The organism is Austwickia chelonae, assembly GCF_003391095.1.
GTDB classification, from domain to species: Bacteria; Actinomycetota; Actinomycetes; order Actinomycetales; family Dermatophilaceae; genus Austwickia; species Austwickia chelonae_A.
This window is the reverse complement of sequence record NZ_CP031447.1, coordinates 2,195,158-2,221,825: the sequence shown is the minus strand read 5'-3', so window position 1 is coordinate 2,221,825 and position 26,668 is coordinate 2,195,158. Positions and strand designations below refer to the sequence as shown.

The following is a 26,668-nucleotide window of genomic DNA, read 5'->3' as shown; positions in this document are numbered from 1 at the left end:
AGGGCGCTCTCGGTGCCAGGCAGTAAAAAGCGGCACCGAAACGACGACCACTATCGCAACGAGACGAGACGAGAGATCTAGTGGCACTGGATGTCCTCACGAACCTTTCGAAGGTTCGCAATATCGGCATCATGGCGCACATCGACGCCGGCAAGACGACTGTCACCGAGCGCATCCTGTTCTACACCGGTATCAACTACAAGATCGGTGAGACGCACGATGGTGCGTCGACGATGGACTGGATGGAGCAGGAAGCAGAACGAGGTATCACCATTACCTCGGCTGCCACCACCTGTTTCTGGAAAGACCACCAGGTCAACATCATCGACACACCTGGCCACGTCGACTTCACTGTCGAAGTGGAGCGGTCACTGCGTGTTCTGGACGGCGCGGTAGCAGTTTTCGACGGGAAGGAGGGTGTCGAGCCTCAGTCCGAGACGGTGTGGCGGCAGGCGGACAAGTACAACGTTCCGCGCATCTGTTTCGTGAACAAGATGGACAAGCTTGGCGCTGACTTCTTCTTCACGGTCAGGACGATTATCGATCGTCTTGGGGCAACCCCGTTGGTGATGCAGATCCCCATCGGTGCTGAGAGCACTTTTGCTGGCATGGTCGACCTCATGAGCATGAAGGCCTTCGTCTGGCACGGTGACGTGCAGAAGGGCGAGGACTACAGCATTGAGGAGATTCCCGAGGATCTCCTCGAGCAGGCGGAGCAGTACCGTCAGGAACTCGTTGAAAAGGTTGCCGAGTCCGATGACTCTCTCATGGAGAAGTACCTTGAGGGCGAAGAGCTGACAGTTGAAGAACTGAAAGCCGGCATCCGGAAGCTGACGATCGCTGGTGAGGCGTACCCCGTATTCTGTGGTTCGGCGTTCAAGAACAAGGGCGTACAGCCCATGCTTGATGCGGTCGTTGATTACCTGCCTGCGCCCTTGGATGTTCCGGCAATGGTCGGCCACGACCCGAAAGACGAGACGAAGGAAGTTATCCGACACTCGGATGCTTCTGAGCCATTCGCAGCGCTGGCATTCAAAGTTGTCAGCCACCCCTTCTTTGGCCGCTTGACCTATGTGCGGGTTTATTCCGGTCACATTGCTGGCGGGCAGCCTGTTTACAACTCGACAAAGCAGAAGAAGGAACGCATCGGGAAGCTCTTCCAGATGCATGCGAACAAAGAGAACCCTGTCGACTCGGTCTCCGCTGGCCATATTTACGCGATGATCGGTCTTAAGGACACCACGACCGGCGACACTCTGTGTGACTTGAATGATCATGTCGTTCTTGAGTCGATGACGTTCCCGGACCCGGTTATCAACGTTGCGATTGAGCCGAAGACCAAGGGCGACCAGGAAAAGCTCTCTACGGCTATCCAGAAGCTCGCAGAAGAAGACCCGACCTTCCAGGTCGAGTTGGATCAAGAGACCGGCCAGACGATTATTAAGGGTATGGGGGAACTCCACCTAGATATCCTTGTTGACCGTATGCGGCGCGAGTTTAAGGTTGAGGCCAACGTCGGTAAACCGCAGGTGGCTTACCGTGAGACTATTCGCCGCAAGGTGGAGAAGGCTGAGTACACGCACAAGAAGCAGACCGGTGGATCTGGTCAGTATGCCAAGGTTCAGGTGACCATCGAGCCTCTCGAGACCACCGAGGGCGAGATGTACGAGTTCAAGAATGCGGTCACTGGTGGCCGTATTCCTCGCGAGTACATTCCGAGCGTCGACCACGGAATCAAGGACGCTATGCAGGTGGGCGTACTTGCTGGTTATCCGTTGGTGGGTATCAAAGCTACGCTGCTGGACGGCGCCTACCATGACGTCGACTCCTCGGAAATGGCCTTCAAGATCGCGGGATCTATGGTCTTGAAGGAAGCCGTGCGTAAGGCAGAGCCGGTTCTGCTCGAGCCGATGATGGCTGTCGAGGTTCGTACGCCTGAGGATTACATGGGCGACGTCATCGGTGACTTGAACAGCCGCCGTGGACATATCCAGTCCATGGACGACATCAGTGGTGCTAAGTCGGTACGCGCTCTTGTGCCCTTGTCGGAGATGTTCGGTTACGTCGGAGACCTCCGTTCAAAGACGCAGGGCAGGGCCAACTACACCATGCAGTTCGACTCGTACGCGGAGGTTCCGCGGAACGTGGCGGATGAGATCATCAAGAAGATGCGGGGCGAGTGAGGCGGGTAGACTGACCCGCTGACGACCTTTGCGTCAAACAGCAGTATTTCCCCCCGAAGTAATACGTCGCCACGTCCACCCTGGCGTACGGCGTTAGAACACCAAGTCCAACAGGAGGACCCCAGTGGCGAAGGCGAAGTTCGAGCGGACCAAGCCGCACGTCAACATCGGCACCATTGGTCACATCGACCACGGCAAGACGACGCTGACGGCGGCTATTACCAAGGTTCTGCACGACCAGTACCCGGAACTGAACCCCTTCACGCCGTTCGACGAGATCGACAAGGCGCCTGAGGAGCGGCAGCGCGGTATCACGATCTCGATCGCTCACGTTGAGTACCAGACCGAGACGCGCCACTACGCTCACGTCGACTGCCCCGGTCACGCCGACTACGTGAAGAACATGATCACCGGTGCGGCCCAGATGGACGGCGCGATCCTCGTGGTCGCGGCGACCGACGGTCCGATGCCTCAGACGAAGGAACACGTTCTCCTGGCTCGCCAGGTTGGCGTTCCCTACATCGTCGTGGCTCTCAACAAGACCGACATGGTCGACGACGAGGAAATCCTTGAGCTTGTCGAGATGGAGGTTCGTGAGCTCCTCTCGTCCTACGAGTTCCCCGGCGACGACCTCCCGGTTGTCAAGGTTTCCGCTCTGAAGGCGCTCGAGGGCGATGCTGAGTGGGGCAAGGCCATCGTTGAGCTCATGACTGCGGTTGACGATTACATCCCTGAGCCGCAGCGTGAGACCGAGAAGCCGTTCCTCATGCCGATCGAGGACGTTTTCACGATCACCGGTCGCGGTACGGTCGTTACTGGCCGTATCGAGCGTGGCATCCTCAAGGTGAACGAGGAGGTCGAGATCGTCGGTATCCATGACAAGACCCACAAGACCACTGTTACGGGCATCGAGATGTTCCGTAAGTTGCTGGACGAGGGTCGTGCGGGTGAGAACGTCGGTCTGCTGCTTCGCGGTATCAAGCGTGAAGAGGTCGAGCGTGGTCAGGTTGTGTGCAAGCCTGCTTCGATCACACCGCACACGGAGTTTGAAGGCAACGTCTACATCCTGTCCAAGGATGAGGGCGGTCGGCACACGCCGTTCTACGACAACTACCGTCCTCAGTTCTACTTCCGTACCACGGACGTGACTGGTGTTGTGCATCTTCCTGAGGGCACAGAGATGGTTATGCCTGGCGACAACACTGAGATGAAAGTCGACCTCATCCAGCCCATCGCTATGGAAGAGGGCCTGAAGTTCGCTATCCGTGAGGGTGGACGTACCGTGGGTGCTGGCCGCGTCACCAAGATCATCAAGTGATTTGATGGGTCTTTTTCTGCGCAAGTGACCTTGCGTAGTGATATGAGTGAGGGTCGAGGCTGTTAGCCTCGACCCTCACTCATATGTTTGCGGCTACTAGTTCAGGCTTTTGGTGACAGCCGCTTCTAGCGCGCTTTCAATAGCGGCGACACCACGTTCTTCGCAGAAGTGCTCTTCATATGCGCGTCGTGCGTTGCTGGCCCACAGGGCTCTGGTCTCAGGAGTAGCGTTGTACGAGCGCATAACCGCGTCTGCCAGGGCTTGTGCTGAACCTGGGGTGCATGTGATGCCTGTGGCGTATCTATCCACGATATCTGCAATATCACCAGCGGCAGACACCAACATGGGTTGCCCTGCCGACATGGTTGCCTGAGTTTTGCTGGGCAGAGTCAGTCGGTAGACGGGGAGATCTTTGAGGATGATCAGCTGCATCTCGGCAGCTGACATTACCTCGGCCATTTGCTCGAAGGGCTGAGGATCGATGAAGCGAACGTTGGGAATGTCTTCTGTATGGACTCTTTCTTCGAGCCGGGGTCGGGCGACTCCTGTGCCAATCAGGGCGAAGCCGATCTCTGTCTGGTCTCGAAGAAGGCTCGCGGCGTCTAGAACGGTATCTAGTCCTTGCACTTCGCCCATTGCTCCGGCGTACATGACGGTGAAAGGCCTGTCGATTCCGAGCTCATCTTTTATTGATGCGCTGCAGGGGAGAGGCCGGAAAGCCCCTTCATTGCACCAATTCGGTATGAATCCAATTTTTTCTTCGGGTATTCCTCGTAGCCTGACCCTATTTATCATTCCTGGAGAAGTAACTTGAACGGAAGAAGCGAGACGATAAGTGCGGTCCGTAAAGGGATGTATGCCAGCTTCCAGTTTCCGTGAAGTCCCTTCCGAGACGAACCCGCTCGCAGTCACTGTTTCTGGCCATATGTCCTGGATGTGCAGCACGTACGGGATGCCGAATCGCGCTCGTAGAGCCATCGCTGGTGCTGCAGCAGTGGCGGGGCTGGAGTGCACCCAGACTGCGTCCACATCTTTGAGGTGTCGGAGTGCGTGGACAGTGGCAGTGGCAGCGAATGTGCTGTAGGTGCCGATGCGTCGTAGGGCGCGGTCGTCGTGGCTTAAGTAGTGCGGGGCTCGATGGACGATGACTCCCTCGATCTCTTCTTGGCGGTGCCAGCTTTGCTGATATCCCGCATATACTTGAGAATCGGGGTAATTCGGGAAAGCGGTTACTACTTTCACTTCATGGCCGCGGCGAGCGAGCGCAGACGCTATGACGCCTGGCAGTGCTGCGGCGCCTCGCTCGGGTGTGTAGTACTGGGTGACAAACCCGACCTTCAAGGGATCCTCCAGGGGTGACGAAAAATAATCGGACGGGGCGCCCGAGCAGGTTGCGCTGCGCTCCATATTGATTTGTGGGACGCGATTTGTCCTAAGGGGTTCACTTCTGGCACTATAGACAGGTTGCTTGACACGTGGGCCGCCTCTAAGGCTGTGCCGCGGTCCCTCGAACAGAGGTTACTAGCTGCCACGAATTTTGTTCGTGCGCTGGTCCTGAGCCGAGGGCTGGGTCAGGACCAGTGGTATTGAGATGACAACGGAGCCCCAAGTGGGTGTTCTGTGCTCTCTGTCGGTAGGGCGACACGCCCGACCGCGGGGGTCGGATCGATATCCACATCGAACACAGAATAAGTGGAACGACGAGAGAGAGTCAGACGAAGCGATGGCGGGACAGAAGATCCGCATCCGGCTGAAGTCGTACGACCACGAGGTCATCGACAGCTCGGCGCGCAAGATTGTCGACACGGTCACCCGCGCCGGCGCCACGGTGGTGGGCCCAGTGCCGCTCCCGACGGAGAAGAACGTCTTCGTCGTCATCCGGTCACCACACAAGTACAAGGACAGCCGCGAGCACTTCGAGATGCGCACGCACAAGCGTCTGATCGACATCGTCGATCCGACGCCCAAGGCAGTCGACTCGCTGATGCGTCTCGACCTGCCGGCTGACGTGAACATCGAGATCAAGCTCTGAAGGACGCACCCATGACTAACGCTGCTGAGCGCACCGTCACCGGCGTGCTGGGCGAGAAGCTCGGGATGACCCAGGTCTGGGACGCCGAGAACCGCCTCGTGCCCGTGACCGTCATCAAGGCCGGTCCGTGCGTCGTGACCCAGGTCCGCACTCCCGAGACCGATGGCTACGGCGCTGTCCAGCTCGGCTTCGGCGCAATTGACCCTCGTAAGGTCAACAAGCCGGAGACGGGGCACTTCACCAAGGCGGGAGTTACTCCCCGTCGTTATCTGGTGGAAATCCGCACTGCGAACGCAGACGAATACACCCTTGGCCAAGAGTTGACGGTCGAAGCTTTTGAAGCTGGCGCCAAGGTCGACGTTTCTGGGACGACCAAGGGTAAGGGCTTCGCCGGTGTGATGAAGCGTCACGGCTTTGCCGGTGTCAGCGCTTCACACGGTGCCCACCGTAACCACCGCAAGCCGGGCTCGATCGGCGCCTGTGCTACTCCGGCACGTGTCTTCAAGGGCGTCCGGATGGCTGGTCGCATGGGTGGAGTCCGCCAGACCACGCAGAACCTGACGATCCACGCCGTGGACGCCGAGAAGGGCCTGCTGCTCATCAAGGGTGCCGTTCCTGGGCCCCGTGGCGGCGTCGTCCTCGTTCGCACGGCTGCCAAGGGAGCCTGACGACATGACGACCATCGATATCCTTAACGCCGACGGCCAGAAGAACGGCTCAATCGAGCTCCCTTCTGAGCTTTTCGACGCCCAGACGAATGTTCCTCTGATCCATCAGGTTGTAGTTGCCCAGCTTGCGGCGGCTCGCCAGGGAACGCACGCTACAAAAACGCGTGGCGAGGTGCGGGGTGGCGGTAAGAAGCCCTACCGCCAGAAGGGAACTGGTCGGGCTCGCCAGGGATCGACTCGTGCACCGCAGTTTGCTGGCGGTGGCACTGTCCACGGGCCCCAGCCGCGGGATTACTCTCAGCGCACCCCCAAGAAGATGAAGGCTGCTGCTCTTCGTGGAGCCCTTTCTGACCGTGCACGTCATGGCCGGATCCACTGCGTGAGCAGTTTCGTTGAGGGAGAGGCGCCGTCGACCAAGGTCGCCGTTGCTCTCCTCAACAAGTTGACAGAGCGCCGCAACCTCCTCGTGGTCCTTGGCCGCGACGAAGAGGTCTCGCTCCGTAGCGTCCGGAACATCGCTGCGGTGCACTGCCTGGCTGCTGACCAGCTGAACACCTATGACGTGCTGTGTGCGGACGACATCGTCTTCTCGGAAGCCGCTCTCCGTTCCTTCATCACTGGCCCGGTCAAGGTCGTTAAGGACGAGGAGCAGAGCAAGTGAGCATCCTGAACAAGGACCCGCACGACATCCTCATCGCGCCGGTCGTTTCTGAGAAGTCATACGGCCTGATGGACGAAGGCAAATACACGTTTGTCGTTGACCCTCGTGCCAACAAAACTGAGATCAAGATCGCTGTCGAGCGTGTATTCAATGTCAAGGTCGCTTCGGTGAACACCTTGAACCGTCAGGGTAAAGCCCGTCGTACGCGGTTCGGAGTCGGTCGTCGCAAGGACACAAAGCGCGCAATCGTCACGCTTAGGGAAGGCTCGATCGACATCTTCGGCACGGCGAGCGCCTAAGCTACGAGGACGAAGGACTAGACAATGGGTATCCGCAAATACAAGCCGACGACCCCGGGGCGTCGCGGCGCGAGCGTGGCCGACTTTGTCGAGATCACACGCTCCACGCCGGAGAAGTCCCTTGTTCGCCCGCTGGCAAAGACCGGTGGCCGCAACAACCAGGGGCGTATCACGACACGTCACATTGGAGGTGGGCACAAACGTGCCTACCGGGTGATCGACTTCCGCCGTCACGATAAGGACGGCATTCCTGCCAAGGTCGCACACATCGAGTACGACCCCAACCGCACCGCTCGTATTGCGTTGCTGCACTACGCAGACGGTGAAAAGCGATACATCTTGGCGCCGAACAAGCTGCAGCAGGGCGACCGGATCGAAAACGGTCCCGGCGCAGACATCAAGCCTGGCAACAACATGCCGATGCGCAACATCCCTGTCGGTACGGTTATTCACGCGATTGAGCTTCGTCCTGGAGGCGGTGCCAAGATCGCACGTAGTGCTGGTGCGCGTGTGCAGCTTGTGGCGAAGGACGGACCGTACGCTCAGCTGCGTATGCCGTCCGGTGAAATCCGTAACGTTGATGTCCGTTGCCGTGCCACTGTTGGCGAGGTCGGCAACGCCGAGCAGAGCAACATCAACTGGGGTAAAGCTGGCCGTATGCGTTGGAAGGGTAAGCGACCCACCGTCCGAGGCGTGGTTATGAACCCGGTCGACCACCCGCACGGTGGTGGTGAGGGTCGTACTTCCGGTGGCCGTAACCCGGTGAGCCCGTGGGGTCAGCCTGAGGGTCGTACCCGGCACCCGAAGAAGGAAAGCGACAAACTGATAGTCCGTCGTCGCCGGACCGGCAAGAAGCGCTGATAGGAGCCTGGAGACATGCCGCGTAGCCTGAAGAAGGGCCCTTTCATCGATGACCACCTGCAGAAGAAGGTGGATGTCGCTAACGAGACCGGAAGTAAGAACGTCATTAAGACGTGGTCGCGTCGCTCTGTGATTGCACCAGATTTTCTTGGACACACGTTTGCGGTGCACGACGGACGTAAGCACGTTCCGGTGTTTGTGACTGAGTCCATGGTCGGACACAAGCTCGGCGAGTTTGCACCGACCCGGACGTTCAAGGGTCACGTGAAGGACGACAAGAAGGGGCGTCGTCGCTGATGCCTACTGACAGCAAGGACAACGTGATGGAAGCCAAGGCGCAGGCGCGCAATGTGCGCGTCACGCCCATGAAGGCACGCCGTGTCGTGGACCTCGTTCGTGGAAAGCGAGCGGTAGAAGCACTGGCAGTGCTGCAGTTCGCGCCTCAGTCGGCGAGCGAGCCTGTTCGCAAGCTGCTTGCATCGGCGATTGCCAATGCACGCTTCCAGGCGGATAAGTCTGCGATGACCTTCGATGAGGGCCAGCTCTTCATCAGCTCGGCTTATGTCGATGAGGGCCCCACAATGAAGCGATTTCAGCCTCGAGCTCAGGGGCGTGCTTACCGGATCAATAAGCGGACCTGTCATATCACGCTTGTCGTGAGCCAGTTGGAGAACAAGGGAGGTGCCCGCTGATGGGTCAGAAAGTTAACCCGCACGGCTTCCGGCTTGGTATCACGACTGACCACAAGAGCCGTTGGTTCGCGGACAGCACGAAGAACGGTCAGCGTTACCGTGACTATGTCAAGGAAGACGTAGCTATTCGTCGTCTGATGTCCACCGGTATGGAGCGCGCTGGTATCAGCAAGGTGGAAATCGAGCGTACTCGTGATCGAGTACGAGTCGATATCCATACTGCGCGCCCTGGAATCGTCATTGGGCGTCGTGGAGCAGAGGCTGACCGTATCCGGAGCGAGCTCGAGAAGCTCACCGGAAAGCAGGTTCAGCTAAACATCCTCGAGGTGAAGAACCCTGAGATGGATGCTCAGCTCGTTGCTCAGGGGATCGCTGAACAGCTGTCAGCCCGAGTCTCTTTCCGTCGCGCTATGCGTAAGGGAATGCAGTCTTCGCTGCGAGCTGGGGCGAAGGGCATCCGAGTTCAGTGTTCCGGTCGTCTGGGCGGCGCGGAAATGAGCCGTTCCGAGTTCTACCGCGAAGGGCGGGTTCCGCTTCACACGTTGCGGGCTCAGATCGACTACGGCTTCTATGAAGCAAAAACCACTTTCGGTCGTATTGGCGTGAAGGTGTGGATTTACAAGGGCGACATGACCGCTAAGGAGCTCGCGGCTCAGCAGGCTGCCGCTCCTGGACGCCCGTCGCGTGGAGCACGCGGCGACCGTGGGGATCGTCCGTCTCGAGGACGTCGTCAGGGCGGCGACCGCGGCCAGCGTCAAAGCAATGAGTCTGCAGCTGCCAACGCTTCCGCTGCTGCGGAGGCTCCGGCGCCTGTTTCTGAAGGGGCTGAATCCTGATGCTGATTCCGCGTCGAGTCAAACACCGTAAGCAGCACCACCCGGATCGACACGGGAAAGCCAAGGGCGGAACCACGATCGCCTTCGGTGAGTTTGGCATCCAGGCTATGGAACCTGCGTATGTCACCAATCGACAGATCGAGTCTGCTCGTATCGCTATGACGCGATACATCAAGCGTGGCGGAAAGGTCTGGATCAATATCTACCCGGACCGTCCGCTGACGAAAAAGCCCGCAGAAACTCGGATGGGATCTGGTAAAGGATCTCCTGAGTGGTGGGTGGCCAATGTGAAGCCAGGCCGAGTCATGTTCGAGCTTTCTGGTGTGTCCGAGGAGGTTGCACGGGAGGCCATGCGTCTTGCGATGCATAAGCTCCCGATGAAGTGCCGTTTCGTTCGGCGTGAGGGTGGTGACAACTGATGGCGATCGGTTCCAAGGACCTTGCTCCTGAAGCCCTGCGTGAGCTCTCGGACGAGAAGTTGGTTGATGAACTTCGCAAAGCGAAGGAAGAGCTTTTCAACCTTCGGTTCCAGTCGGCGACCGGGCAGCTCGAAAGCCACGGCCGGTTGCGTGCAGTGCGGCGCGACATCGCCCGGATCTACACGATCATGCGCGAGCGTGAGCTGAACATCGGAGGGGCCGAGTAATGGCTGAGAACAAGGAGAGCACGGTGGAGGCCTTGGAGCGCAGCGCTCGTAAGACGGCCCAGGGCTATGTGGTCAGCGACAAGATGGACAAGACTGTCGTCGTTGAAGTTGAAGACCGTGTGAAGCATCCTCTCTACGGCAAGGTCATGCGTCGAACCAGCAAGTTGAAGGCGCACGATGCCCAGAATGAATGTGGTGTCGGTGACCGCGTGCTGTTGATGGAGACTCGTCCGCTGTCCGCTACCAAGAGGTGGCGGGTTGTGGAGATTCTCGAGCGCGCTAAGTAAGCCTCCCGTGGTGGGGCGAGAAGAATATTTCTGGCCCCACCACGAACCCCAAGATCCGTTCCGCAAGGCTCGACCGTATTAAGGCGGAGAGAACCAGCGCGACGACAGGAGTGAGAAGTGATTCAGCAGGAGTCGCGACTGCGTGTCGCCGACAACACGGGTGCAAAGGAGATTCTCTGCATCCGTGTTCTCGGAGGCTCTGGTCGGCGGTACGCCGGTGTGGGAGACGTCATCGTTGCCACGGTGAAAGACGCCATTCCGGGTGGAAACGTCAAAAAGGGTGACGTTGTCAAGGCCGTTATCGTTCGCACGAAGAAAGAACGCCGCCGGCCCGATGGTTCCTACATCAAATTCGATGAGAATGCAGCTGTCATTCTCAAGAACGACGGCGATCCGAGAGGCACGCGTATTTTCGGCCCGGTAGGGCGAGAGCTGCGTGAGAAGAAGTTCATGAAGATCATCTCGCTCGCCCCGGAGGTGCTCTGAGGCCATGGCCAAGATGAAGATTAAGAAGGGTGACCTGGTTCAGGTCATCACTGGTCGCAAACAGGACAAGGGTGGCGACCGAGGCAAGCAGGGCAAGGTTATCGAGGTTTTTCCTGAGACCAATCGAGTATTGGTCGAGGGAGTCAACCGAATGACTAAGCATGTGAAGCCTGGAGCTACCGCCAGTGGATCACGAGCTGGTGGAATCATCCACGCGGAAGCGCCTATCCACGTGAGCAATGTTGCGATTGTGGACCCTGAGACAAAGTCTCCGACCCGGATCAAGATGCGCGTCGAGACGGTTGAGCGTAACGGGCGTACCAAGACGCAGCGTGTGCGGATGTCGGTGCGTTCCGGGAAGGACCTGTGATGTCCGAGAACATGATTTCTGTTCCTCAGGCTCGTCTTAAGCTGCGCTACCGCGAGGAAATCCGGACGGCACTCCAGCAGGAGTTTGCTTACGGAAACGTAATGCAGGTTCCGGGCGTGACCAAGGTTGTTGTCAACATGGGTGTCGGCGAAGCGGCCCGTGACAGCAAGCTGATTGAGGGTGCAGTTCGGGATCTGACTGCTATCACTGGTCAGAAGCCTCTGGTCACTAAAGCTCGCAAATCGATTGCTCAGTTCAAACTGCGTGAGGGAATGCCTATCGGATGCCATGCAACTCTGCGTGGTGACCGCATGTGGGAATTCTTGGACCGACTGGTCACCGTGGCATTGCCCCGGATCCGTGACTTCCGCGGCTTGTCGCCTAAGCAGTTCGACGGTCGTGGTAACTACACCTTCGGTCTCAACGAACAGTCGATGTTCTACGAGATCGACCAGGACCGAATCGATCGCGTGCGTGGGATGGATATCACCATCGTCACTACCGCAACGAATGACGACGAAGGCCGTGCGTTGCTTCGCCACCTCGGCTTCCCGTTCAAGGAGAACTGATCGTGGCTAAGACTGCGCTGATCAACAAAGCGAACGCCAAGCCTAAGTTCAAGGTACGTGCCTACACCCGATGCCAGAAGTGTGGACGCCCTCACTCGGTGTACCGGAAGTTCGGCCTGTGCCGTGTCTGCCTTCGGGAGATGGCACACCGTGGTGAGCTGCCCGGCGTCACCAAGAGCAGCTGGTAATCGAGACAACAAGCTTCTACACCGTAGGTCGCTCCGCGCTCAGTGCGGAAGGTGAAACCCCGGTGAGGAAGGGCGGAGAAGCCCAATGACCATGACCGACCCGATCGCGGACATGCTGACGCGCGTCCGGAACGCCAATTCGGCACACCACGACACTGTGTCGATGCCGTTTTCAAAGTTGAAGTCCAACATTGCGGAAATCCTTCAAAAAGAGGGATATATCGCAAGTTGGCGTGTAGAAGAGGCGACGGTGGGCAAGACGCTCATCATTGACCTTAAGTACGGCCCGAACCGGGAACGCTCTATCGCTGGCGTGCGCCGCGTGAGTAAACCCGGGCTTCGGGTCTACGCGAAGTCGACGAATCTGCCCAAGGTTCTCGGTGGCCTCGGCGTGGCGATCATCTCCACGTCCTCAGGTCTTCTGACGGACAAGCAGGCGGCGGCTAAGGGCGTTGGCGGGGAAGTCCTCGCCTACGTCTGGTGACGGAAACCAAGGAGGAGAAGACATGTCCCGAATCGGACGACTCCCTGTCTCCGTGCCATCCGGCGTCGAAGTGACCATCGAAGGCCAGGACGTACGCGTCAAAGGGCCCAAGGGCGAGCTCAGCATTCATGTGCGCGAGCCGATTACGGTGGCGCGTGGCGACGATGGGACCGTGCAGGTCTCACGTCCCAACGACGAGCGGATGTCACGTTCTTTGCATGGGCTGACTCGTACGCTGATCAATAACATGATCATTGGCGTCACGAGTGGCTATGAAAAGAAGCTGGAGATTCAGGGCACGGGTTATCGCGTGCTGGCAAAGGGCTCAAACCTTGAGTTTGCATTGGGGTACAGCCACCCCATTGTTGTGGAGCCGCCGGCCGGTATCACCTTTGCTGTTGAGGGCCCGACGAAATTTAGCGTTGCTGGCATCGACAAACAGCTTGTGGGTGAAATCGCGGCCAACATTCGCAAGCTGCGCAAGCCTGATCCCTACAAGGGTAAGGGTGTGCGTTACGCCGGCGAGGTTATCCGCCGCAAGGTCGGAAAGGCTGGTAAGTAAGTCATGGCCATGATCGTCAAGCGCGGAAAAAGCAAGGCCGCTGCACGCACCCGGCGTCACTTCCGTTTGCGGAAGAAGATCTCCGGTACTGCTCAGCAGCCGCGTATGGTAGTGACTCGTTCATCGCGTCACGTCTTCGTTCAGATTGTTGATGACGTCGTCGGCAAAACGTTGGCATCGGCTTCGACGATGGAAGCTGACTTGCGCGCCATGGATGGTGACAAGACCGCCAAGGCTAAGAAGGTCGGCGAGTTGCTTGCTCAGCGTGCGAAGGACGCTGGCATCTCATCGGTGGTCTTCGACCGCGGTGGCAACAAATACCACGGACGTATCGCAGCTATCGCTGACGGTGCGCGCGAGGGCGGGCTGGCGTTGTGATGGCTGTCATGACTATGAACTACGAGAAGAGGATCGACTGATGGCTGGACCCCAGCGCCGAGGCACTGGCGCCGGTGCCGCCGGTGGCTCCGACCGTGCCGGCGGCGACCGCAACGAGCGAGGCGACCGTCGTGGTCGCGACCGTGACAACCGCCGGGGCGGGCAGGATGACGCCCGTAACCAGTACGTCGAGCGAGTCGTCACGATTAACCGTGTCTCGAAGGTTGTCAAAGGTGGACGTCGCTTCAGCTTCACCGCGCTAGTCGTGGTAGGAGACGGTGAAGGAACCGTTGGCGTCGGTTACGGCAAGGCCAAGGAAGTTCCTGCAGCTATTGCCAAGGGTGTAGAGGAAGCTAAGAAGGCTTTCTTCAAGGTTCCTCGTATTCAAGGAACTATTCCTCACCCTGTCCAGGGAGAAGCAGCTGCAGGTGTGGTTTTGCTGCGTCCTGCGGCACCTGGTACTGGTGTCATTGCTGGTGGCCCGGTTCGTGCAGTGTTGGAATGCGCCGGAATCAGCGATGTGTTGTCTAAGTCTTTGGGCTCTGACAATGCGATTAACATCGTTCATGCGACAGTTGAGGCGCTTAAGGGTCTTGAGCGCCCCGAGAGCGTAGCCGCCCGCCGCGGTCTTCCTCTTGAGGACGTTGCCCCGGCAGCGTTGCTCAGGGCTCGTGCTGCTGGAGCTGGTGCGTGATGGCTCGTCTGAAGGTGACTCAGATTCGTTCTGAGATCGGTGGAAAACAGAACCAGCGTGAGACCTTGCGCACTCTGGGCCTGAAGCGCATCGGAGACTGCGTCGTCAAGGAAGACCGTCCCGAAATTCGTGGAATGGTCCGGACGGTCATGCACCTGGTGACCGTCGAGGAGGTTGACTGACCATGGCAGCTCATGACAAGCCTTCCGAAGAGAAGGCGACCGGCCACACGCTTAAGGTGCACCACCTGCGTCCTGCTCCTGGTGCCAAGACCGCTAAGACTCGTGTCGGGCGCGGTGAGGGAAGCAAGGGTAAGACTGCTGGTCGAGGAACAAAGGGTACGAAGGCCCGTTACCAGGTTCCGGAGCGCTTCGAAGGTGGGCAGATGCCCCTTCATATGCGTTTGCCGAAGCTGCGGGGGTTCAAGAACCCCTTCCGCACCGAGTACCAGGTGGTCAACCTCGACCGCCTCTCGATGCTCTTCCCTGAGGGCGGAGACATCACAGTTGCGAACCTTGTCGACAAGGGCGCAGTGCGTTCCGGTCACCTGGTCAAGGTTCTCGGTGACGGCGAGATCAGTGTGAAGGTGAACATCTCGGCGCACAAGTTCTCTGCGTCTGCGAAGGAAAAGATCGAGGCAGCTGGCGGAACCGTAACGCAGCTCTGACGAGCCCGGGACAGGAAGCGACTGCCACATAACACCCCGGGTGCCGGGTAGACCGGACCCGGGGTGTTATCGTCCCCAGAGATGTTAAGCACGCCAGCTTTCTACGGATGGATGGCGCGCACCCCTCACCAGGAGGATTCGTGCTCACGGCCTTCGCCCGAGCGTTCAAAACGCCCGATCTGCGTAAGAAGCTCCTTTTCACGTTCTTCATCATGGCTATCTTCAGGCTCGGCTCTTTCGTGCCAACGCCGGGAATTAGCTATAAAGAAGTGCAAAAATGTCAGGACCATGGTGGGGGAGCAAACCAGCTTCTCGGCCTAGCTGACTTGTTCAGCGGTGGCGCGCTGTTGCAGCTCTCAATTTTCGCACTCGGCATTATGCCGTATATCACTGCGAGTATTATCGTTCAGCTTCTCACTGTTGTGATCCCTCGATTCGAAACCCTTAAGCAGGAAGGGCAGTCGGGGCAGTCGAAGCTTACTCAGTACACGCGCTATCTGACTATTGCGCTAGCTTTTCTTCAAGCATCCACGTTCGTCACTTTTGCGCACAACCCCCAGGCGCTCTTCGGGGGGAACTGTCTCAACATCATGGCTGACAGTAACTGGTGGACGCCGGTCATCATGGTTCTTACGATGGCGGCGGGGACCGGTCTGATCATGTGGATGGGTGAGCTCATCACTGAGCGAGGCATCGGCAACGGGATGTCTTTGCTTATCTTCACCTCGATTGCGGCACGTTTCCCAAGCTCTCTTTGGTCGATCAAAGAGCGTGATGGTAAATGGGGTACCTTCCTTCTGGTGATTATCATCGGATTGGCCATCATCGCTGCTGTCGTTTTCGTTGAGCAATGCCAGCGAAGAGTTCCAGTCACTTATGCCAAGCGCATGGTCGGAAGGCGAATGTACGGTGGAACTACTACGTACATTCCGCTTAAGGTGAATCAAGCTGGAGTTATTCCTGTGATTTTCGCTTCCTCCCTGCTCGCTATCCCTGGATTGATTGTTCAGTTCCAGAGGGCAAGTGCGGAGCGTCCGGACTGGGTGAACTGGCTGGAGGCAAATGTTGTCTCTCAGCATAGTCCGATCCACATCGGTCTCTATACTGCTTTGATTATCCTATTCACGTTCTTTTATGTTTCGATCTCGTTTAATCCTGACGAGGTCGCAGACAATATGAAGCGTTATGGTGGTTTCATACCTGGGTATAGGGCAGGTCGTCCCACTGCAGAGTATCTTCGCTACGTTCTGAATCGGATCACAGTTCCTGGCGCTCTGTATTTGGCGATCATCTCACTGATACCGATCGTGGCTTTTGTGATGCTCAATGCGGATCAGAATTTTCCTTTCGGGGGAACTTCCCTGTTGATCATCGTGGGTGTTGGGCTCGAAACGGTGAAGCAGATTGAATCTCAACTGCAACAGCGACACTACGAAGGTTTCTTGCGCTGAGGCGCTTGCTCTCCGGGCAGGGTTCTCTTCATGAAGAGGATCCTGCCCGTGGCGTTCCGCACTATTGCGTGTGTATGAGCGCGGAGCATCTGAAGAACGTACTAGGATTCCCGTCGAGATGTGCGGGATCAGTGGATGCTGATCGGCGCTTTCGGAAGGAGACTCAGCGTTGCGACTATTGCTTCTTGGACCCCCGGGGGCTGGTAAGGGCACCCAGGCCGCCCGAATCTCAGCGGCCTTGAGGATTCCAGCAATTTCAACAGGCGATATCTTTCGAACTCATATTAGAGAGCAGACCTCTCTAGGGAAAAGGGTTCAGTCAATTATTGAATCTGGCCATTTTGTTCCCGATGAGGTAACAAATGAGATCGTTTTCGATCGACTCCAGAAAGAAGATGCGAGACAGGGATACCTTCTAGATGGATATCCTCGTACTGTGGAGCAGACATGGGCTCTTCGTGAATTTCATTGGCAGCAGGATCTTGATCTAGATCATGTGATTGAGCTTGTCGTCCCTGATGACATCTTGGTATCGAGACTGTTGAAGCGATCTCAGATTGAGGGGCGCGCAGATGACAATGAGGATGTCATCAGAGAGAGAATGAAGGTCTATAAGTCTGAGACTATCCCGATCTCGGAGATGGCTCGATCGCGTGGTCTGCTGAGGGAAGTCGATGGCATGGGAAGTGTGGACGACGTATTCAGCAGGTGCATGGAGGTTTTGGCTGTCGAGTCTCCTCGGCCACCTCGCCCTCAAAGAGAGGTGGAACGCTAATGTTCGGGCGACGTGAAGTGCTAGAAGCCAAGAGCGTAGACCAGATTAGATCAATGCGACGTGCTGGACTTGTCGTGCAATCTGCCTTGGCTGCTGTCCAACAACAGGCTCGCGCGGGCATGGCGATAATCGAGCTAGATGAACTTGCGCGTTCAGTAATCTTATCCAAGGGGGCTACGCCATCTTTTCCTGGAGTTCCTGGTTATAGGCACACGCTTTGTGTCAGCGTGAATGAAGCCGTTGTTCACGGCATACCGAGTAATACTCTGCTTGCAGAAGGTGACCTGGTCTCAGTCGACTGTGGCGCGATTCTGGATGGTTGGCACGGTGACTCTGCGGTAACTTTTATTGTGGGCGGAAAAGCTTCTGCTTCAGAGCAATCGCTGGCTTTGATGGATTCAACGGAGTCATCTTTATGGGCTGGAATCGCAGCGCTGAAGGTTGGCGGCGTTCTGAACGATGTGGGGGGCGCAATCGAAGACGAGGTGGACCGCCTCTCTGATCTGCATGATCTAGATCTCTCCATCGTTGACGGGTATACCGGTCACGGTATCGGGCGAGAAATGCACATGGCTCCCGATGTGTACAACTATCGGATCAAGGGGCGGACTCCGAAAATCTGCGAAGGAGCCACAATCGCTATTGAGCCCATGGTTGCTGTTGGGTCGGCTGAGACTGTCGTTCTGGGTGATGGTTGGACAGTCGTGACCAGAGACGGTGGACTCGCTGCACATTGGGAGCACACCGTTGCTGTGACAAGTGCAGGAGTATGGGTTCTCACTGCTGAGGACGGCGGAAAATCCAGACTTGAATCGATGGGCGTGAGGTTCGGAGGACTCGACTGATCGCTAGCGATCAGTCGAGTCGAGGTGCAAACCAGCGAGTTGCGTGGTGATTTCATCTTCCTGGGCAGCTGCACTAGACTGAACCTTCGGTACCTTTATGTCTTCAAGCTGCCAGCCTCTCCATGGGGCGGTTCAAGGAATGACAACGGCGTCAGCCTAGAGTCCAGCTTGTAGTCAGGAGCTACCAGACAGCCGGGTTTGCCCGGACGGTGCTTGATCGTTCAGCACTGAACGATGAGCTAAACGGATTGCGGAGGACATGGCCAAGAAGGACGGTGTCATCGAGATCGAGGGAACGATCGTCGAAGCTCTGCCGAACGCAATGTTTCGGGTGGAGCTTTCCAACGGTCACAAGGTTCTCGCTCACATCTCGGGCAAGATGCGTCAGCACTACATCCGGATCCTTCCTGAGGACCGGGTGGTCGTCGAGTTGAGCCCCTACGACCTGTCTCGGGGCCGTATCGTGTTCCGTTACCGTTGAGCGGCACCCGTTAGTTGTTTGCATCGTCATCTTGGTGACGGAGCAAGCGCCAATTCCAAACCACCAGGTTCAAAGGACTCGTTTCCCAAGTGGCTAGTGAGTCTCTCTGGACCCAGATCTGAAGACAGCAGGCAGATGAAGGTTCAGCCCAGCGTCAAGAAGATCTGCGACAAGTGCAAGGTGATCCGCCGTAACGGGCGAGTCATGGTGATCTGCGAGAACCTGCGTCACAAGCAGCGTCAGGGCTGATCTACCAGATTTCTTGCGCGTCGTCGTTTGATCTACTCAAGTGACGCGACAAAATCGCACATCTGCAACACCCGGCCCCGGAGCTACGATTCCGGATGTCACCCTTGGCGCGGAGGCTGAGGACCAACAGTAGTTGGGACGGTGTTGCTCCAGACCTCCGTACTGATCAGGAGATTCGTACCGAATGGCACGTCTTGTAGGAGTCGACCTGCCGCGCGAAAAGCGCGTGGAGATCGCACTCACTTACATCTTCGGCGTGGGGCGTACTCGCGCAAAGCAGGCTGTTGAAGCTGCTGGGGTGGATCCGTCCACTCGCGTGAAGGACCTCACCGAGACCGATCTCGTCAATCTGCGTGACTTCCTCGAAGGTAACTTCAAGCTCGAGGGAGACCTGCGCCGTGAAGTGGCGGCTGACATCCGTCGCAAGGTGGAGATCGGAAGCTACCAGGGACTTCGGCACCGCCGAGGGCTTCCGGTGCGTGGACAGCGCACGAAGACCAACGCGCGTACGCGCAAGGGCCCGAAGCGCACCGTCGCCGGAAAGAAGAAGGCTGGTAGGTAATTCTTCGTGCCACTCATGTGGACTGAAGAGTAAACCTACCGATACGTCGTCTTTGGGATCTGGGGCTGAGACATCTTGCCTCAACCGGACTGGAGCCGACAGAAAGCCCTGGCTGAAGTCGTTAGACAACAGTAAGCAAGCCAGGTCGGCCTTTTCGAAGACCACGCGCAACAGCTAGATCACACACTTCGCACGCAGGAGATCACTACATGCCTCCGAAGAGCCGCATGGCCGCGGGCGCCAAAAAGGTGCGCCGCAAGGAGAAGAAAAACGTTGCCCACGGGCACGCTCACATCAAGAGCACGTTCAACAACACGATCGTGTCTATCACCGATCCCACGGGAGCTGTTATCTCCTGGGCCTCTGCCGGGCAGGTCGGCTTCAAGGGATCCCGTAAGTCCACGCCCTTTGCCGCGCAGATGGCAGCTGAAGCAGCTGCGCGTCGCGCTATGGAGCACGGAATGCGGAAGGTGGACGTCTTCGTGAAGGGCCCTGGCTCGGGACGTGAGACAGCGATTCGGTCGCTGACCGCGACTGGCCTGGAAGTCGGTGCCATCAGCGATGTCACGCCGACTCCCCATAACGGTGTCCGCCCGCCCAAGCGTCGCCGCGTTTGAGCTGCGAGTAGCGAAGACAAGGAGAGAACGACACCATGGCTCGTTACACCGGCCCAATCACCAAGAAGTCTCGCCGCCTGAAGACCGACCTTGTCGGTGGCGACAAGAACTTTGAGAACCGCCCCTTCCCCCCTGGACAGCACGGACGTGGCCGTATCCAGGAGAAGGAATATCTTCACCAGCTCCAGGAGAAGCAGAAAGCTCGCTTCACTTACGGCGTGATGGAGAAGCAGTTCCGCGGTTACTACGAGGAAGCAGTACGGAAGTCCGGTAAGACCGGCGAGAACCTCCTGCAGATCCTTGAGTCTCGGCTCGACAACGTGATTTACCGTGCGGGGCTTGCCCGCACCCGTCGAGCGGCACGACAGCTAGTGACTCACGGGCACTTCCTGGTCAACGGGACCCGCGTTGATGTCCCGAGTTACCGGGTCAGCCAGTACGACATCATTGATGTTCGTCCCAAGAGTAGGGAGACCTTCCCGATCGAGCTGGCGCGACAGACTTACGGCGAGCGTCCGGTTCCTGCTTGGATGAAGGTTGTTCCTGGGACACTGCAGATTCTCATCCATCAGCTTCCTGTTCGGGAACAGATCGACACGGTGCTCACTGAGCAGCTGATCGTCGAGCTCTACTCGAAGAACTGATCATCGGCGAGTTCGACATGGACTGTTCTTCATCTGAACACTGCTCAGATCCTGGGCAGGACCAGTGCGCGAACTGTCTTGACTGACAAGGGATGGGCACAGGCCTTCAGGCATGTGCCCATCCCTTGAGCAGTGACATCGCTAACAGCAGAGACCTGGCTTTATACAGCGAGAATTTCTGGGTCAGAAGAGCTCAGAGGTTCACAGACGGATAACCAGTAGATCTCTGTGCGTGACTTACAGGTGCGTTGCGTGGACAGAGACGCGGCGCAGCGCCGGGGGCAGGGCCCGGCATGCGTGAACTTCATATAGCGGTGGTTCACGGGAAGGATACGGACGTGCTTATTGCACAGCGGCCCATCCTCTCTGAGGAGGTCCTCTCAGACTCGCGCTCCAGGTTCGTCATCGAGCCACTTGAGCCGGGATTCGGTTACACGCTTGGCAACTCGCTTCGCCGGACGTTGCTCTCCAGCATCCCGGGTGCTGCAGTGACAAGTATTCGGATTGATGGTGTGCTGCATGAGTTCACCACTATTCCGGGTGTGAAAGAAGATGTCACTGAGCTCATCTTGAACATCAAGGGGCTCGTCGTCTCTAGCGAACATGACGAGCCTGTCGTCATGTACCTGCGTAAGCAGGGACCTGGAGCCGTGACGGCTGCTGACATTGCGCCCCCTGCTGGGGTCGAGGTGCACAACCCGGATCTGCACTTGGCCACGCTCAATGAGAAAGCCAAGATCGAGATGGAGCTCACCGTTGAACGCGGTCGCGGCTACGTCTCGGCTCATCAGAATAAGTCCGGGGACCAAGAGATCGGCCGTATCCCGGTGGACTCGATCTATTCGCCGGTGTTGACCGTGACCTACCGAGTGGAAGCCACTCGTGTCGAGCAGCGTACGGACTTCGACAAGCTGGTAGTCGATGTCGAAACGAAGAACTCGATGGCACCCAGGGATGCTCTGGCTTCTGCCGGAAAGACTCTTGTGGAGCTCTTTGGGTTGGCAAGGGAACTGAATGTTGAAGCCGAAGGCATCGACATGGGCCCCTCGCCCACAGATGCAGCTCTGGCAGCAGATCTCGCATTGCCGATCGAAGACCTCGATCTCACGGTGCGCTCATACAACTGCCTCAAACGTGAGGGCATTCATACCGTAGGAGAGCTTGTCGGGCGCAGCGAAGCCGACCTGCTCGACATTCGTAACTTCGGTGCGAAATCGATCGACGAGGTAAAAGCCAAGCTCGTCGGGATGGGACTGGCTCTCAAAGACAGTCCGCCCGGATTCGACCCTGCAGCAATCGTCGATCGTTACGACGACGACGAGGACTCGGCTTTTGCCGAGGACGAGCAGTACTGACCGATATCAGCGACTGACCGCAGTCATGCGGGTCGGTCAGCAGACCCACAGGAGATCTCATGCCTACCCCCACGAAGGGACCTCGCCTCGGCGGCGGTCCTGCGCACGAACGGCTCATGCTGGCGAACCTGGCTACAGCATTGTTCGAGCACGACAAGATCACGACCACCGAGGCCAAAGCCAAGCGGCTGCGTCCGCTCGCGGAGAGGATGATCACCTTCTCCAAGCGCGGTGACCTGCACGCACGCCGCCGTGTGCTGACCGTGGTTCGGGACAAGAGCGTTGTACACCGACTCTTCACCGAGATCGCGCCGGACATGGCTGAGCGCCCGGGCGGTTACACCCGTATCACCAAGATTGGACCCCGCAAGGGTGACAACGCACCGATGGCTGTGATCGAGCTCGTCCGTGAGCCCTACTCGCCGAAGGTAGCCACGGTGAAGGAAGCCGAGGCTGCGACGAAGCGTGCAGCTAAGGATGAGGAGAAGGCCTGACCTTCGTATCGAGCCTGTATGACAGGCTCGCCCTGTTCTCCGTTCAGGGGCGTTATTGCACTGGCCAGTGCAATAACGCCCCTGAACGTTTTTGAGGAGACGGACGCGAGAGAAATACAGACGGAGGAAAGCATGAATGTTGAAGGTGAGCTTCAGGAAGGAAGTTTCTCAGCTGTGAGATTGCGATTGGACTTCGCCTATGACGGTACTGACTTCTCTGGTTGGGCTGTGCAACCCGGTCTACGTACCGTACAGGGCGAATTGAGTCGCGCGTTGAACACGATTCTTCGCGCAGAGGTATCGAAACTCACCATCGCAGGGCGTACCGATGCTGGAGTGCATGCACGAGGTGCCGTAGCACACGTAGATATCCCTCGTAAATCTTATGAGAAGCTCCCCGGACGTTCGGAACGGAATCCAGCTGAAGCTGCCCTGACCAGGCTGGCAGGGGTTCTTCCTACAGATATCGTCATTCACTCCGTCAAGGTCGCACCACCCGGTTTCGATGCCAGATTCTCGGCGATACAACGGCGGTACTCATACCGGATAGCAGATCTCTCAAGTAGCAGGGATCCGTTACGCCGGCATGACACGGTGTTCTACCGTCGAGAGCTGGATCTCAGTAGGCTTGAGAACGAGGCGCGGTCGCTGGAGGGGCTAGCTGATTTCGCTGCTTTCTGTAAGAAACGTGAAGGCGCTACCACTATCCGGCATCTGAAGAAATACTCCTGGACGCGAACTGCCGATAACGTTCTTGAAGCGACGGTCATCGCCGATGCTTTCTGCCATTCAATGGTGCGTTCTTTGGTTGGAGCGGTCATCCCGGCAGCCGAAGGCCGAAAAGAGCTCGGTTGGGCCAAGTCGGTGTTGACATCTGGCGAGCGGAATTCCGAGGTGACTGTCATGCCCCCTTACGGGCTGGTATTGGAAGAGGTGCTCTATCCCGATGACCACGAACTTGCGGCGAGGGCCCAGACGGCTAGATCAGTACGCACATTGCCCGCAGACGCTGACTAGTTGTACTGATCGGACGCGTTGGTTGATCGAGTGTGGTCCGAGCGTGTGATGACGCGAGGGAGGATCTTGCTGGTTGAGTGGGGATTGCGACATCTCTCACCGTCCGGGAAGGCCCTCTGGTGTCTCACGTTAACGCAGCCCTGACTCCGCGCGCCCGTTTGCCGGTTGCCCGGTTGGTGGTCGAGCAGCATGTTCCGATCTTCGAGGTCGCCGCAAGGTTCCAGTGCTCGTGGCCAACGGTCAAACGCTGGGCTGATCGTGACCGGGCCGGGGAGCCGATGCCGGATGGGTCATCGCGTCCGTACTCCTCGCCGAACAAGGACCAGCAAGCAGGTCACCTCCCGGGTTGTGTCGCTGCGACTGTGGTTGCCCCAAGGCTCTGTCCAGCTCGCCGCCAGGGTCGGGTCGCACCCTGGCGGGTCTACCGGGTCCTCGCCGCTGGCGGGTTGAATCGATTGTCAGGTGTTGACCGGGCCACTGGTGAGCCGGTGAGACATTTACGAGCACGACCACCCCGGATCGTTGGTTCATGTCGATGTGAAGAAGTTGGGCAACATTCCCGACGGCGGCGGCTGGCGGTTCCTGGGCAAGCAGCAGGGCGGCCGGAACTGGGCCGCCTCCGGCCGGCCCAGGAAAGAGCGTTACGAGCCGATCCTCGGCTACGCCTTCGTCCCCTGCGCTCGTCGACGACCACTCCCGGCTGGTCTACTCCGAGGTCCACGACGACGAAACCGCGATGACCGCAACCGGGGTCCTTGCCAGAGCAGTCGACTGGGTTACAGCCCGCGGCGTCACCATCGAAGGTGTCCTGTCCGACAACGGCTCGGCCTACAGATCCGACCTCTGGGCCACGGTCTGCGACCAGCTCGGCATCACCGCGAGGAAAACCCGCCTCTACCGGTCCCAAACCAACGGCAAAATCGAACACTTCCACCACACCCTGGCCGACGGCCGGGTCTACACCCGCTGCTACTCATCTGAACACGAACGCCGCCAAGCACTGGCTGGCTGGATCCACTACTACAATCACCACCGACCACACCCAGCCTGCAAGAACCAACCACCGATCAGCCAGTTGACCAACGCCCCCGATCAGTACAGCTAGACCATTGCCAGCCAGGGCGCTTTTCCCTCTTTGCCACAACACGCCTGATCACGAAGACCACCCCGCCTCAGCCCGACGACGACACCACCATCACCGTTCGACGACACTAACTGAACGGTATTTGGGCTAAGCCTCATGCCTAGAAGCGGTTGGGCCGGTCGACTGGCAAAGCCGCTACGTAGACCACGACACGTTTAGCTTGAGGATTTCCTGCACCGACTCTCCGGTGCCGTGCCAGCAATTCCGAGATTTCTTCACGTAACGAAGCTAACTGTTCACTGCTGACCAGGACGAGATGGTCATCGAGTCCGGTGGACTCCTGCCAATCGGGGGACCACTCGGACGAGTGTGTGATCCATTCCTGCGCTTTGTCCGAGAAGTGTTGGACGTAGTCACGTGCCAACCAATCCATGGCTGCCTCGACGTTCTCGTCGTCGGTGGGGGTCTCTACGGCGCGGCCTTCAGTCTGTGCGCGCCACATGCGTTGTCGTCCAACGCCATCACCGGTATCGACCACCAAGCCTGCCTTTTCGAGTCTGCGCAGGTGGTAACTGGTCGCTCCGGTGTTGGTCTTGAGGGTTCTGGCGAGTTCGGCGGAGGTCGACGGGCCTAACGCACGTAGCTCCGAAAGTAAACGGGAACGTAACGGGTGCGCTAGGACGCGTAGCGCTTGAGTATCGACCGGGGGCTGGGTGTTGGGTTCCTCGGGGAGAACAGTGGGGGAGTCCGTGGAAGGAAGCATGATTAAGCGTAGCGTGCTGCACAATTTCTCTGCATAAAACCTGTGCAGATGCTCGCGCGGGAGCTGTAGTTATGACGAATGGCAATGTCAGGGCTTTATGGGTGAAGTTTTGGTCATTCCTTGAGCGCCGGTATTCTTGACATGTTGTGCATTTGCGGCCTCACGGTCGCGCAGGGCCGGACGCGAGAGCGACGCCCGCACGACCCCACGCTGAGCAATCACGAGAGAAAGCAAGGCTGTTCCGTGCGTACTTACACCCCTAAGCCGGGCGACGTCGACCGGGCCTGGCATGTCATCGACGCGACGGACGTAGTTCTCGGCCGTCTCGCGTCGCAGGCCGCGGTTCTGCTGCGCGGCAAGCACAAGCCGACCTTCGCGCCGCACATCGACACCGGCGACTTCGTCATCATCATCAACGCTGACAAGGTCGCGCTGACCGGCTCAAAGCTGGCGCAGAAGAAGGCTTACCACCACTCGGGTTACCCGGGCGGACTCCGCTCCACCTCCTACACCGAGCTCATGGCCAAGTCGCCGGAGCGCGCTGTCGAGAAGGCGATTCGGGGAATGCTCCCCAAGAACTCCCTCGCGCGTCAGCAGCTGAGCAAGCTGAAGGTGTACGCGGGCACCACCCACCCTCACCAGGCTCAGAAGCCGGTGCCCTTCGAGATTTCGCAGGTCGCGCAGTAATCAGCTTTGCGCTGACCTGACGCCCAGAACACGAGGAGAACCGTGTCCGACATCACCACTGAGCTCGAGCTCGACGAGCCCGCGCTGTCCGAATACACCACTGAGTCCGATGCCAACCTTGAAGCTCCGGTGCAGCGTCCGTCTGCATCCGCGCCGGGCTCTGCGACCGGGCGTCGCAAGCAGGCCATTGCTCGCGTTCGTATCGTCCCGGGTACTGGGGAATGGAAGATCAACGGCCGTTCCCTGGAAGACTACTTCCCGAACAAGGTCCACCAGCAGATCGTTAACGAGCCTCTGAAGGTGCTCGAACTCGATGGCTCGTACGATGTGCTCGTGCGCGTCCACGGTGGTGGGCCCTCCGGACAGGCCGGGGCAGTCCGTCTCGGTGTGGCTCGCAGCCTGAACGAGGTCGACGCCGAGCTGAACCGTCCGGCGCTGAAGAAGGCCGGCTTCCTGACCCGGGACGCTCGCGTTCCCGAGCGCAAGAAGGCCGGTCTCAAGAAGGCGCGTAAGGCACCTCAGTACTCCAAGCGCTGATTTCCGCAACCGCAGATCGACAACAGGATATCCCGGGCAGAATATTCGATTTCACGTGTCCGTGCCGTGCGGCTGCTCACGCGAAATCAGAAGCAGCCTGCTCGTCGAGAAGATGTTGGTCGATATCCCGATTTCGGGGAAGAGCTACGCTTCATTAATAGTGCGCGTTCTCGTCTCAGGGGTCGCGTCCGCACCATGGTGCGGACGCGACCCCTGTTGCAACTCA

The 26,668-nt window shown here is 58.3% G+C and carries 38 protein-coding genes and 1 pseudogene; 37 read left to right on the top strand and 2 right to left on the bottom strand.

Features of this window, described 5'->3' with window-relative positions; translation table 11 throughout:
* Positions 1–80 precede the first annotated feature (80 nt).
* Together fusA and tuf are read left to right on the top strand one after the other, a co-directional pair.
* Positions 81–2,183, top strand: coding sequence for an elongation factor G (gene fusA / locus DX923_RS09795; protein WP_116114485.1), 2,103 nt, complete (start codon positions 81–83; stop codon positions 2,181–2,183).
* 124 nt (positions 2,184–2,307) lie between these two features.
* On the top strand, positions 2,308–3,501 hold the full coding sequence (tuf, locus tag DX923_RS09790; protein ID WP_116114482.1) for an elongation factor Tu: 1,194 nt from the start codon (positions 2,308–2,310) through the stop codon (positions 3,499–3,501).
* A gap of 96 nt (positions 3,502–3,597) precedes the next feature.
* Here tuf and DX923_RS09785 read toward each other — a convergent pair whose 3' ends face one another.
* Entirely contained in the window at positions 3,598–4,842 is a 1,245-nt protein-coding gene (locus DX923_RS09785; RefSeq protein WP_162872894.1) for a glycosyltransferase family 4 protein, read from the bottom strand.
* 382 nt (positions 4,843–5,224) lie between these two features.
* On the opposite strand from DX923_RS09785, the gene rpsJ reads away from it, so the two are divergent.
* From rpsJ to DX923_RS09620, 33 genes and pseudogenes are all read left to right on the top strand, one after another.
* On the top strand, positions 5,225–5,533 hold the full coding sequence (gene rpsJ, locus DX923_RS09780; RefSeq protein WP_006502853.1) for a 30S ribosomal protein S10: 309 nt from the start codon (positions 5,225–5,227) through the stop codon (positions 5,531–5,533).
* Positions 5,534–5,544: 11 nt separating this feature from the next.
* The gene (gene rplC, locus DX923_RS09775; protein ID WP_205413020.1) at positions 5,545–6,201 is read left to right on the top strand and encodes a 50S ribosomal protein L3; all 657 of its coding nucleotides are present in this window, start codon (positions 5,545–5,547) and stop codon (positions 6,199–6,201) included.
* A 4-nt stretch (positions 6,202–6,205) separates the two neighbouring features.
* Positions 6,206–6,862 carry a 50S ribosomal protein L4 gene (rplD, locus tag DX923_RS09770; protein WP_116116266.1) on the top strand — a complete coding sequence of 219 codons (657 nt, stop codon included), beginning with the start codon at positions 6,206–6,208 and terminating at the stop codon, positions 6,860–6,862.
* The gene (gene rplW, locus DX923_RS09765) at positions 6,859–7,161 is read left to right on the top strand and encodes a 50S ribosomal protein L23 (protein ID WP_116114478.1); all 303 of its coding nucleotides are present in this window, start codon (positions 6,859–6,861) and stop codon (positions 7,159–7,161) included. The genes rplD and rplW overlap by 4 nt, the downstream gene beginning before the upstream one ends.
* Before the next feature lie 24 nt (positions 7,162–7,185).
* Positions 7,186–8,022: a 50S ribosomal protein L2 gene (gene rplB / locus DX923_RS09760; RefSeq protein WP_006502857.1), complete on the top strand. Its 837-nt coding sequence runs from the start codon at positions 7,186–7,188 to the stop codon at positions 8,020–8,022.
* 15 nt (positions 8,023–8,037) lie between these two features.
* Positions 8,038–8,319, top strand: a complete 282-nt coding sequence (gene rpsS / locus DX923_RS09755; RefSeq protein WP_116114476.1) for a 30S ribosomal protein S19 — start codon at positions 8,038–8,040, stop codon at positions 8,317–8,319.
* A gap of 26 nt (positions 8,320–8,345) precedes the next feature.
* Positions 8,346–8,714: a 50S ribosomal protein L22 gene (gene rplV / locus DX923_RS09750; RefSeq protein ID WP_116116265.1), complete on the top strand. Its 369-nt coding sequence runs from the start codon at positions 8,346–8,348 to the stop codon at positions 8,712–8,714.
* Positions 8,714–9,550 carry a 30S ribosomal protein S3 gene (rpsC, locus tag DX923_RS09745; RefSeq protein WP_116114474.1) on the top strand — a complete coding sequence of 279 codons (837 nt, stop codon included), beginning with the start codon at positions 8,714–8,716 and terminating at the stop codon, positions 9,548–9,550. Before rplV ends, rpsC begins: the two co-directional genes overlap by 1 nt.
* Complete coding sequence (gene rplP / locus DX923_RS09740; RefSeq protein ID WP_116114472.1) at positions 9,550–9,969, top strand: 50S ribosomal protein L16; 420 nt, start codon at positions 9,550–9,552, stop codon at positions 9,967–9,969. Before rpsC ends, rplP begins: the two co-directional genes overlap by 1 nt.
* Positions 9,969–10,196 (top strand): 50S ribosomal protein L29, encoded by a 228-nt coding sequence (gene rpmC / locus DX923_RS09735; protein WP_116114470.1) that lies wholly within the window; start codon positions 9,969–9,971, stop codon positions 10,194–10,196. Before rplP ends, rpmC begins: the two co-directional genes overlap by 1 nt.
* Positions 10,196–10,483 (top strand): 30S ribosomal protein S17, encoded by a 288-nt coding sequence (gene rpsQ, locus DX923_RS09730; RefSeq protein WP_006502863.1) that lies wholly within the window; start codon positions 10,196–10,198, stop codon positions 10,481–10,483. Before rpmC ends, rpsQ begins: the two co-directional genes overlap by 1 nt.
* Positions 10,484–10,600: 117 nt before the next feature.
* A complete protein-coding gene (rplN, locus tag DX923_RS09725; RefSeq protein WP_006502864.1) occupies positions 10,601–10,969 on the top strand; it encodes a 50S ribosomal protein L14 in 369 nt (122 codons plus the stop codon).
* 4 nt (positions 10,970–10,973) lie between these two features.
* Positions 10,974–11,339, top strand: a complete 366-nt coding sequence (rplX, locus tag DX923_RS09720) for a 50S ribosomal protein L24 (RefSeq protein WP_116114468.1) — start codon at positions 10,974–10,976, stop codon at positions 11,337–11,339.
* Entirely contained in the window at positions 11,339–11,908 is a 570-nt protein-coding gene (gene rplE / locus DX923_RS09715; protein ID WP_205413019.1) for a 50S ribosomal protein L5, read from the top strand. Before rplX ends, rplE begins: the two co-directional genes overlap by 1 nt.
* Before the next feature lie 2 nt (positions 11,909–11,910).
* The gene (locus DX923_RS09710; protein ID WP_006502867.1) at positions 11,911–12,096 is read left to right on the top strand and encodes a type Z 30S ribosomal protein S14; all 186 of its coding nucleotides are present in this window, start codon (positions 11,911–11,913) and stop codon (positions 12,094–12,096) included.
* A gap of 85 nt (positions 12,097–12,181) precedes the next feature.
* On the top strand, positions 12,182–12,580 hold the full coding sequence (gene rpsH, locus DX923_RS09705; protein ID WP_006502868.1) for a 30S ribosomal protein S8: 399 nt from the start codon (positions 12,182–12,184) through the stop codon (positions 12,578–12,580).
* Positions 12,581–12,602: 22 nt separating this feature from the next.
* On the top strand, positions 12,603–13,142 hold the full coding sequence (gene rplF / locus DX923_RS09700) for a 50S ribosomal protein L6 (RefSeq protein ID WP_116114466.1): 540 nt from the start codon (positions 12,603–12,605) through the stop codon (positions 13,140–13,142).
* 3 nt (positions 13,143–13,145) lie between these two features.
* Entirely contained in the window at positions 13,146–13,520 is a 375-nt protein-coding gene (rplR, locus tag DX923_RS09695) for a 50S ribosomal protein L18 (protein ID WP_116114464.1), read from the top strand.
* A 40-nt stretch (positions 13,521–13,560) separates the two neighbouring features.
* Positions 13,561–14,214, top strand: coding sequence for a 30S ribosomal protein S5 (gene rpsE, locus DX923_RS09690; protein ID WP_006502871.1), 654 nt, complete (start codon positions 13,561–13,563; stop codon positions 14,212–14,214).
* On the top strand, positions 14,214–14,396 hold the full coding sequence (gene rpmD, locus DX923_RS09685) for a 50S ribosomal protein L30 (protein WP_040321845.1): 183 nt from the start codon (positions 14,214–14,216) through the stop codon (positions 14,394–14,396). The genes rpsE and rpmD overlap by 1 nt, the downstream gene beginning before the upstream one ends.
* A 2-nt stretch (positions 14,397–14,398) precedes the next feature.
* The gene (gene rplO / locus DX923_RS09680) at positions 14,399–14,881 is read left to right on the top strand and encodes a 50S ribosomal protein L15 (protein ID WP_116114462.1); all 483 of its coding nucleotides are present in this window, start codon (positions 14,399–14,401) and stop codon (positions 14,879–14,881) included.
* 140 nt (positions 14,882–15,021) lie between these two features.
* The gene (secY, locus tag DX923_RS09675) at positions 15,022–16,332 is read left to right on the top strand and encodes a preprotein translocase subunit SecY (protein WP_116114460.1); all 1,311 of its coding nucleotides are present in this window, start codon (positions 15,022–15,024) and stop codon (positions 16,330–16,332) included.
* Between the two features lie 169 nt (positions 16,333–16,501).
* Entirely contained in the window at positions 16,502–17,107 is a 606-nt protein-coding gene (locus tag DX923_RS09670) for an adenylate kinase (protein ID WP_116114458.1), read from the top strand.
* Complete coding sequence (gene map, locus DX923_RS09665; RefSeq protein WP_116114456.1) at positions 17,107–17,952, top strand: type I methionyl aminopeptidase; 846 nt, start codon at positions 17,107–17,109, stop codon at positions 17,950–17,952. The genes DX923_RS09670 and map overlap by 1 nt, the downstream gene beginning before the upstream one ends.
* A 259-nt stretch (positions 17,953–18,211) precedes the next feature.
* Complete coding sequence (infA, locus tag DX923_RS09660) at positions 18,212–18,433, top strand: translation initiation factor IF-1 (protein WP_006502877.1); 222 nt, start codon at positions 18,212–18,214, stop codon at positions 18,431–18,433.
* A gap of 135 nt (positions 18,434–18,568) precedes the next feature.
* Positions 18,569–18,682 carry a 50S ribosomal protein L36 gene (gene rpmJ, locus DX923_RS09655; RefSeq protein ID WP_006592630.1) on the top strand — a complete coding sequence of 38 codons (114 nt, stop codon included), beginning with the start codon at positions 18,569–18,571 and terminating at the stop codon, positions 18,680–18,682.
* A gap of 184 nt (positions 18,683–18,866) precedes the next feature.
* Positions 18,867–19,244 carry a 30S ribosomal protein S13 gene (gene rpsM / locus DX923_RS09650; protein ID WP_006502878.1) on the top strand — a complete coding sequence of 126 codons (378 nt, stop codon included), beginning with the start codon at positions 18,867–18,869 and terminating at the stop codon, positions 19,242–19,244.
* Positions 19,245–19,453: 209 nt separating this feature from the next.
* On the top strand, positions 19,454–19,861 hold the full coding sequence (rpsK, locus tag DX923_RS09645; protein WP_006502879.1) for a 30S ribosomal protein S11: 408 nt from the start codon (positions 19,454–19,456) through the stop codon (positions 19,859–19,861).
* 35 nt (positions 19,862–19,896) lie between these two features.
* Entirely contained in the window at positions 19,897–20,505 is a 609-nt protein-coding gene (rpsD, locus tag DX923_RS09640) for a 30S ribosomal protein S4 (protein WP_006502880.1), read from the top strand.
* Between the two features lie 338 nt (positions 20,506–20,843).
* The gene (locus DX923_RS09635) at positions 20,844–21,860 is read left to right on the top strand and encodes a DNA-directed RNA polymerase subunit alpha (RefSeq protein WP_116114454.1); all 1,017 of its coding nucleotides are present in this window, start codon (positions 20,844–20,846) and stop codon (positions 21,858–21,860) included.
* 59 nt (positions 21,861–21,919) lie between these two features.
* Positions 21,920–22,354 (top strand): 50S ribosomal protein L17, encoded by a 435-nt coding sequence (gene rplQ, locus DX923_RS09630; protein WP_116114452.1) that lies wholly within the window; start codon positions 21,920–21,922, stop codon positions 22,352–22,354.
* A 132-nt stretch (positions 22,355–22,486) separates the two neighbouring features.
* The gene (gene truA / locus DX923_RS09625; protein ID WP_116114450.1) at positions 22,487–23,371 is read left to right on the top strand and encodes a tRNA pseudouridine(38-40) synthase TruA; all 885 of its coding nucleotides are present in this window, start codon (positions 22,487–22,489) and stop codon (positions 23,369–23,371) included.
* Between the two features lie 119 nt (positions 23,372–23,490).
* Positions 23,491–24,476, top strand: a pseudogene (locus tag DX923_RS09620) (IS481 family transposase).
* Positions 24,477–24,615: 139 nt separating this feature from the next.
* Here DX923_RS09620 and DX923_RS09615 read toward each other — a convergent pair.
* Positions 24,616–25,218 (bottom strand): ArsR/SmtB family transcription factor, encoded by a 603-nt coding sequence (locus DX923_RS09615; RefSeq protein WP_116114448.1) that lies wholly within the window; start codon positions 25,216–25,218, stop codon positions 24,616–24,618.
* 243 nt (positions 25,219–25,461) lie between these two features.
* Here DX923_RS09615 and rplM point away from each other — a divergent pair, with 243 nt between their 5' ends.
* Together rplM and rpsI are read left to right on the top strand one after the other, a co-directional pair.
* Positions 25,462–25,905, top strand: coding sequence for a 50S ribosomal protein L13 (gene rplM, locus DX923_RS09610; protein ID WP_116114446.1), 444 nt, complete (start codon positions 25,462–25,464; stop codon positions 25,903–25,905).
* A gap of 42 nt (positions 25,906–25,947) precedes the next feature.
* Positions 25,948–26,442 carry a 30S ribosomal protein S9 gene (gene rpsI / locus DX923_RS09605; RefSeq protein ID WP_116114444.1) on the top strand — a complete coding sequence of 165 codons (495 nt, stop codon included), beginning with the start codon at positions 25,948–25,950 and terminating at the stop codon, positions 26,440–26,442.
* Positions 26,443–26,668 lie beyond the last annotated feature (226 nt).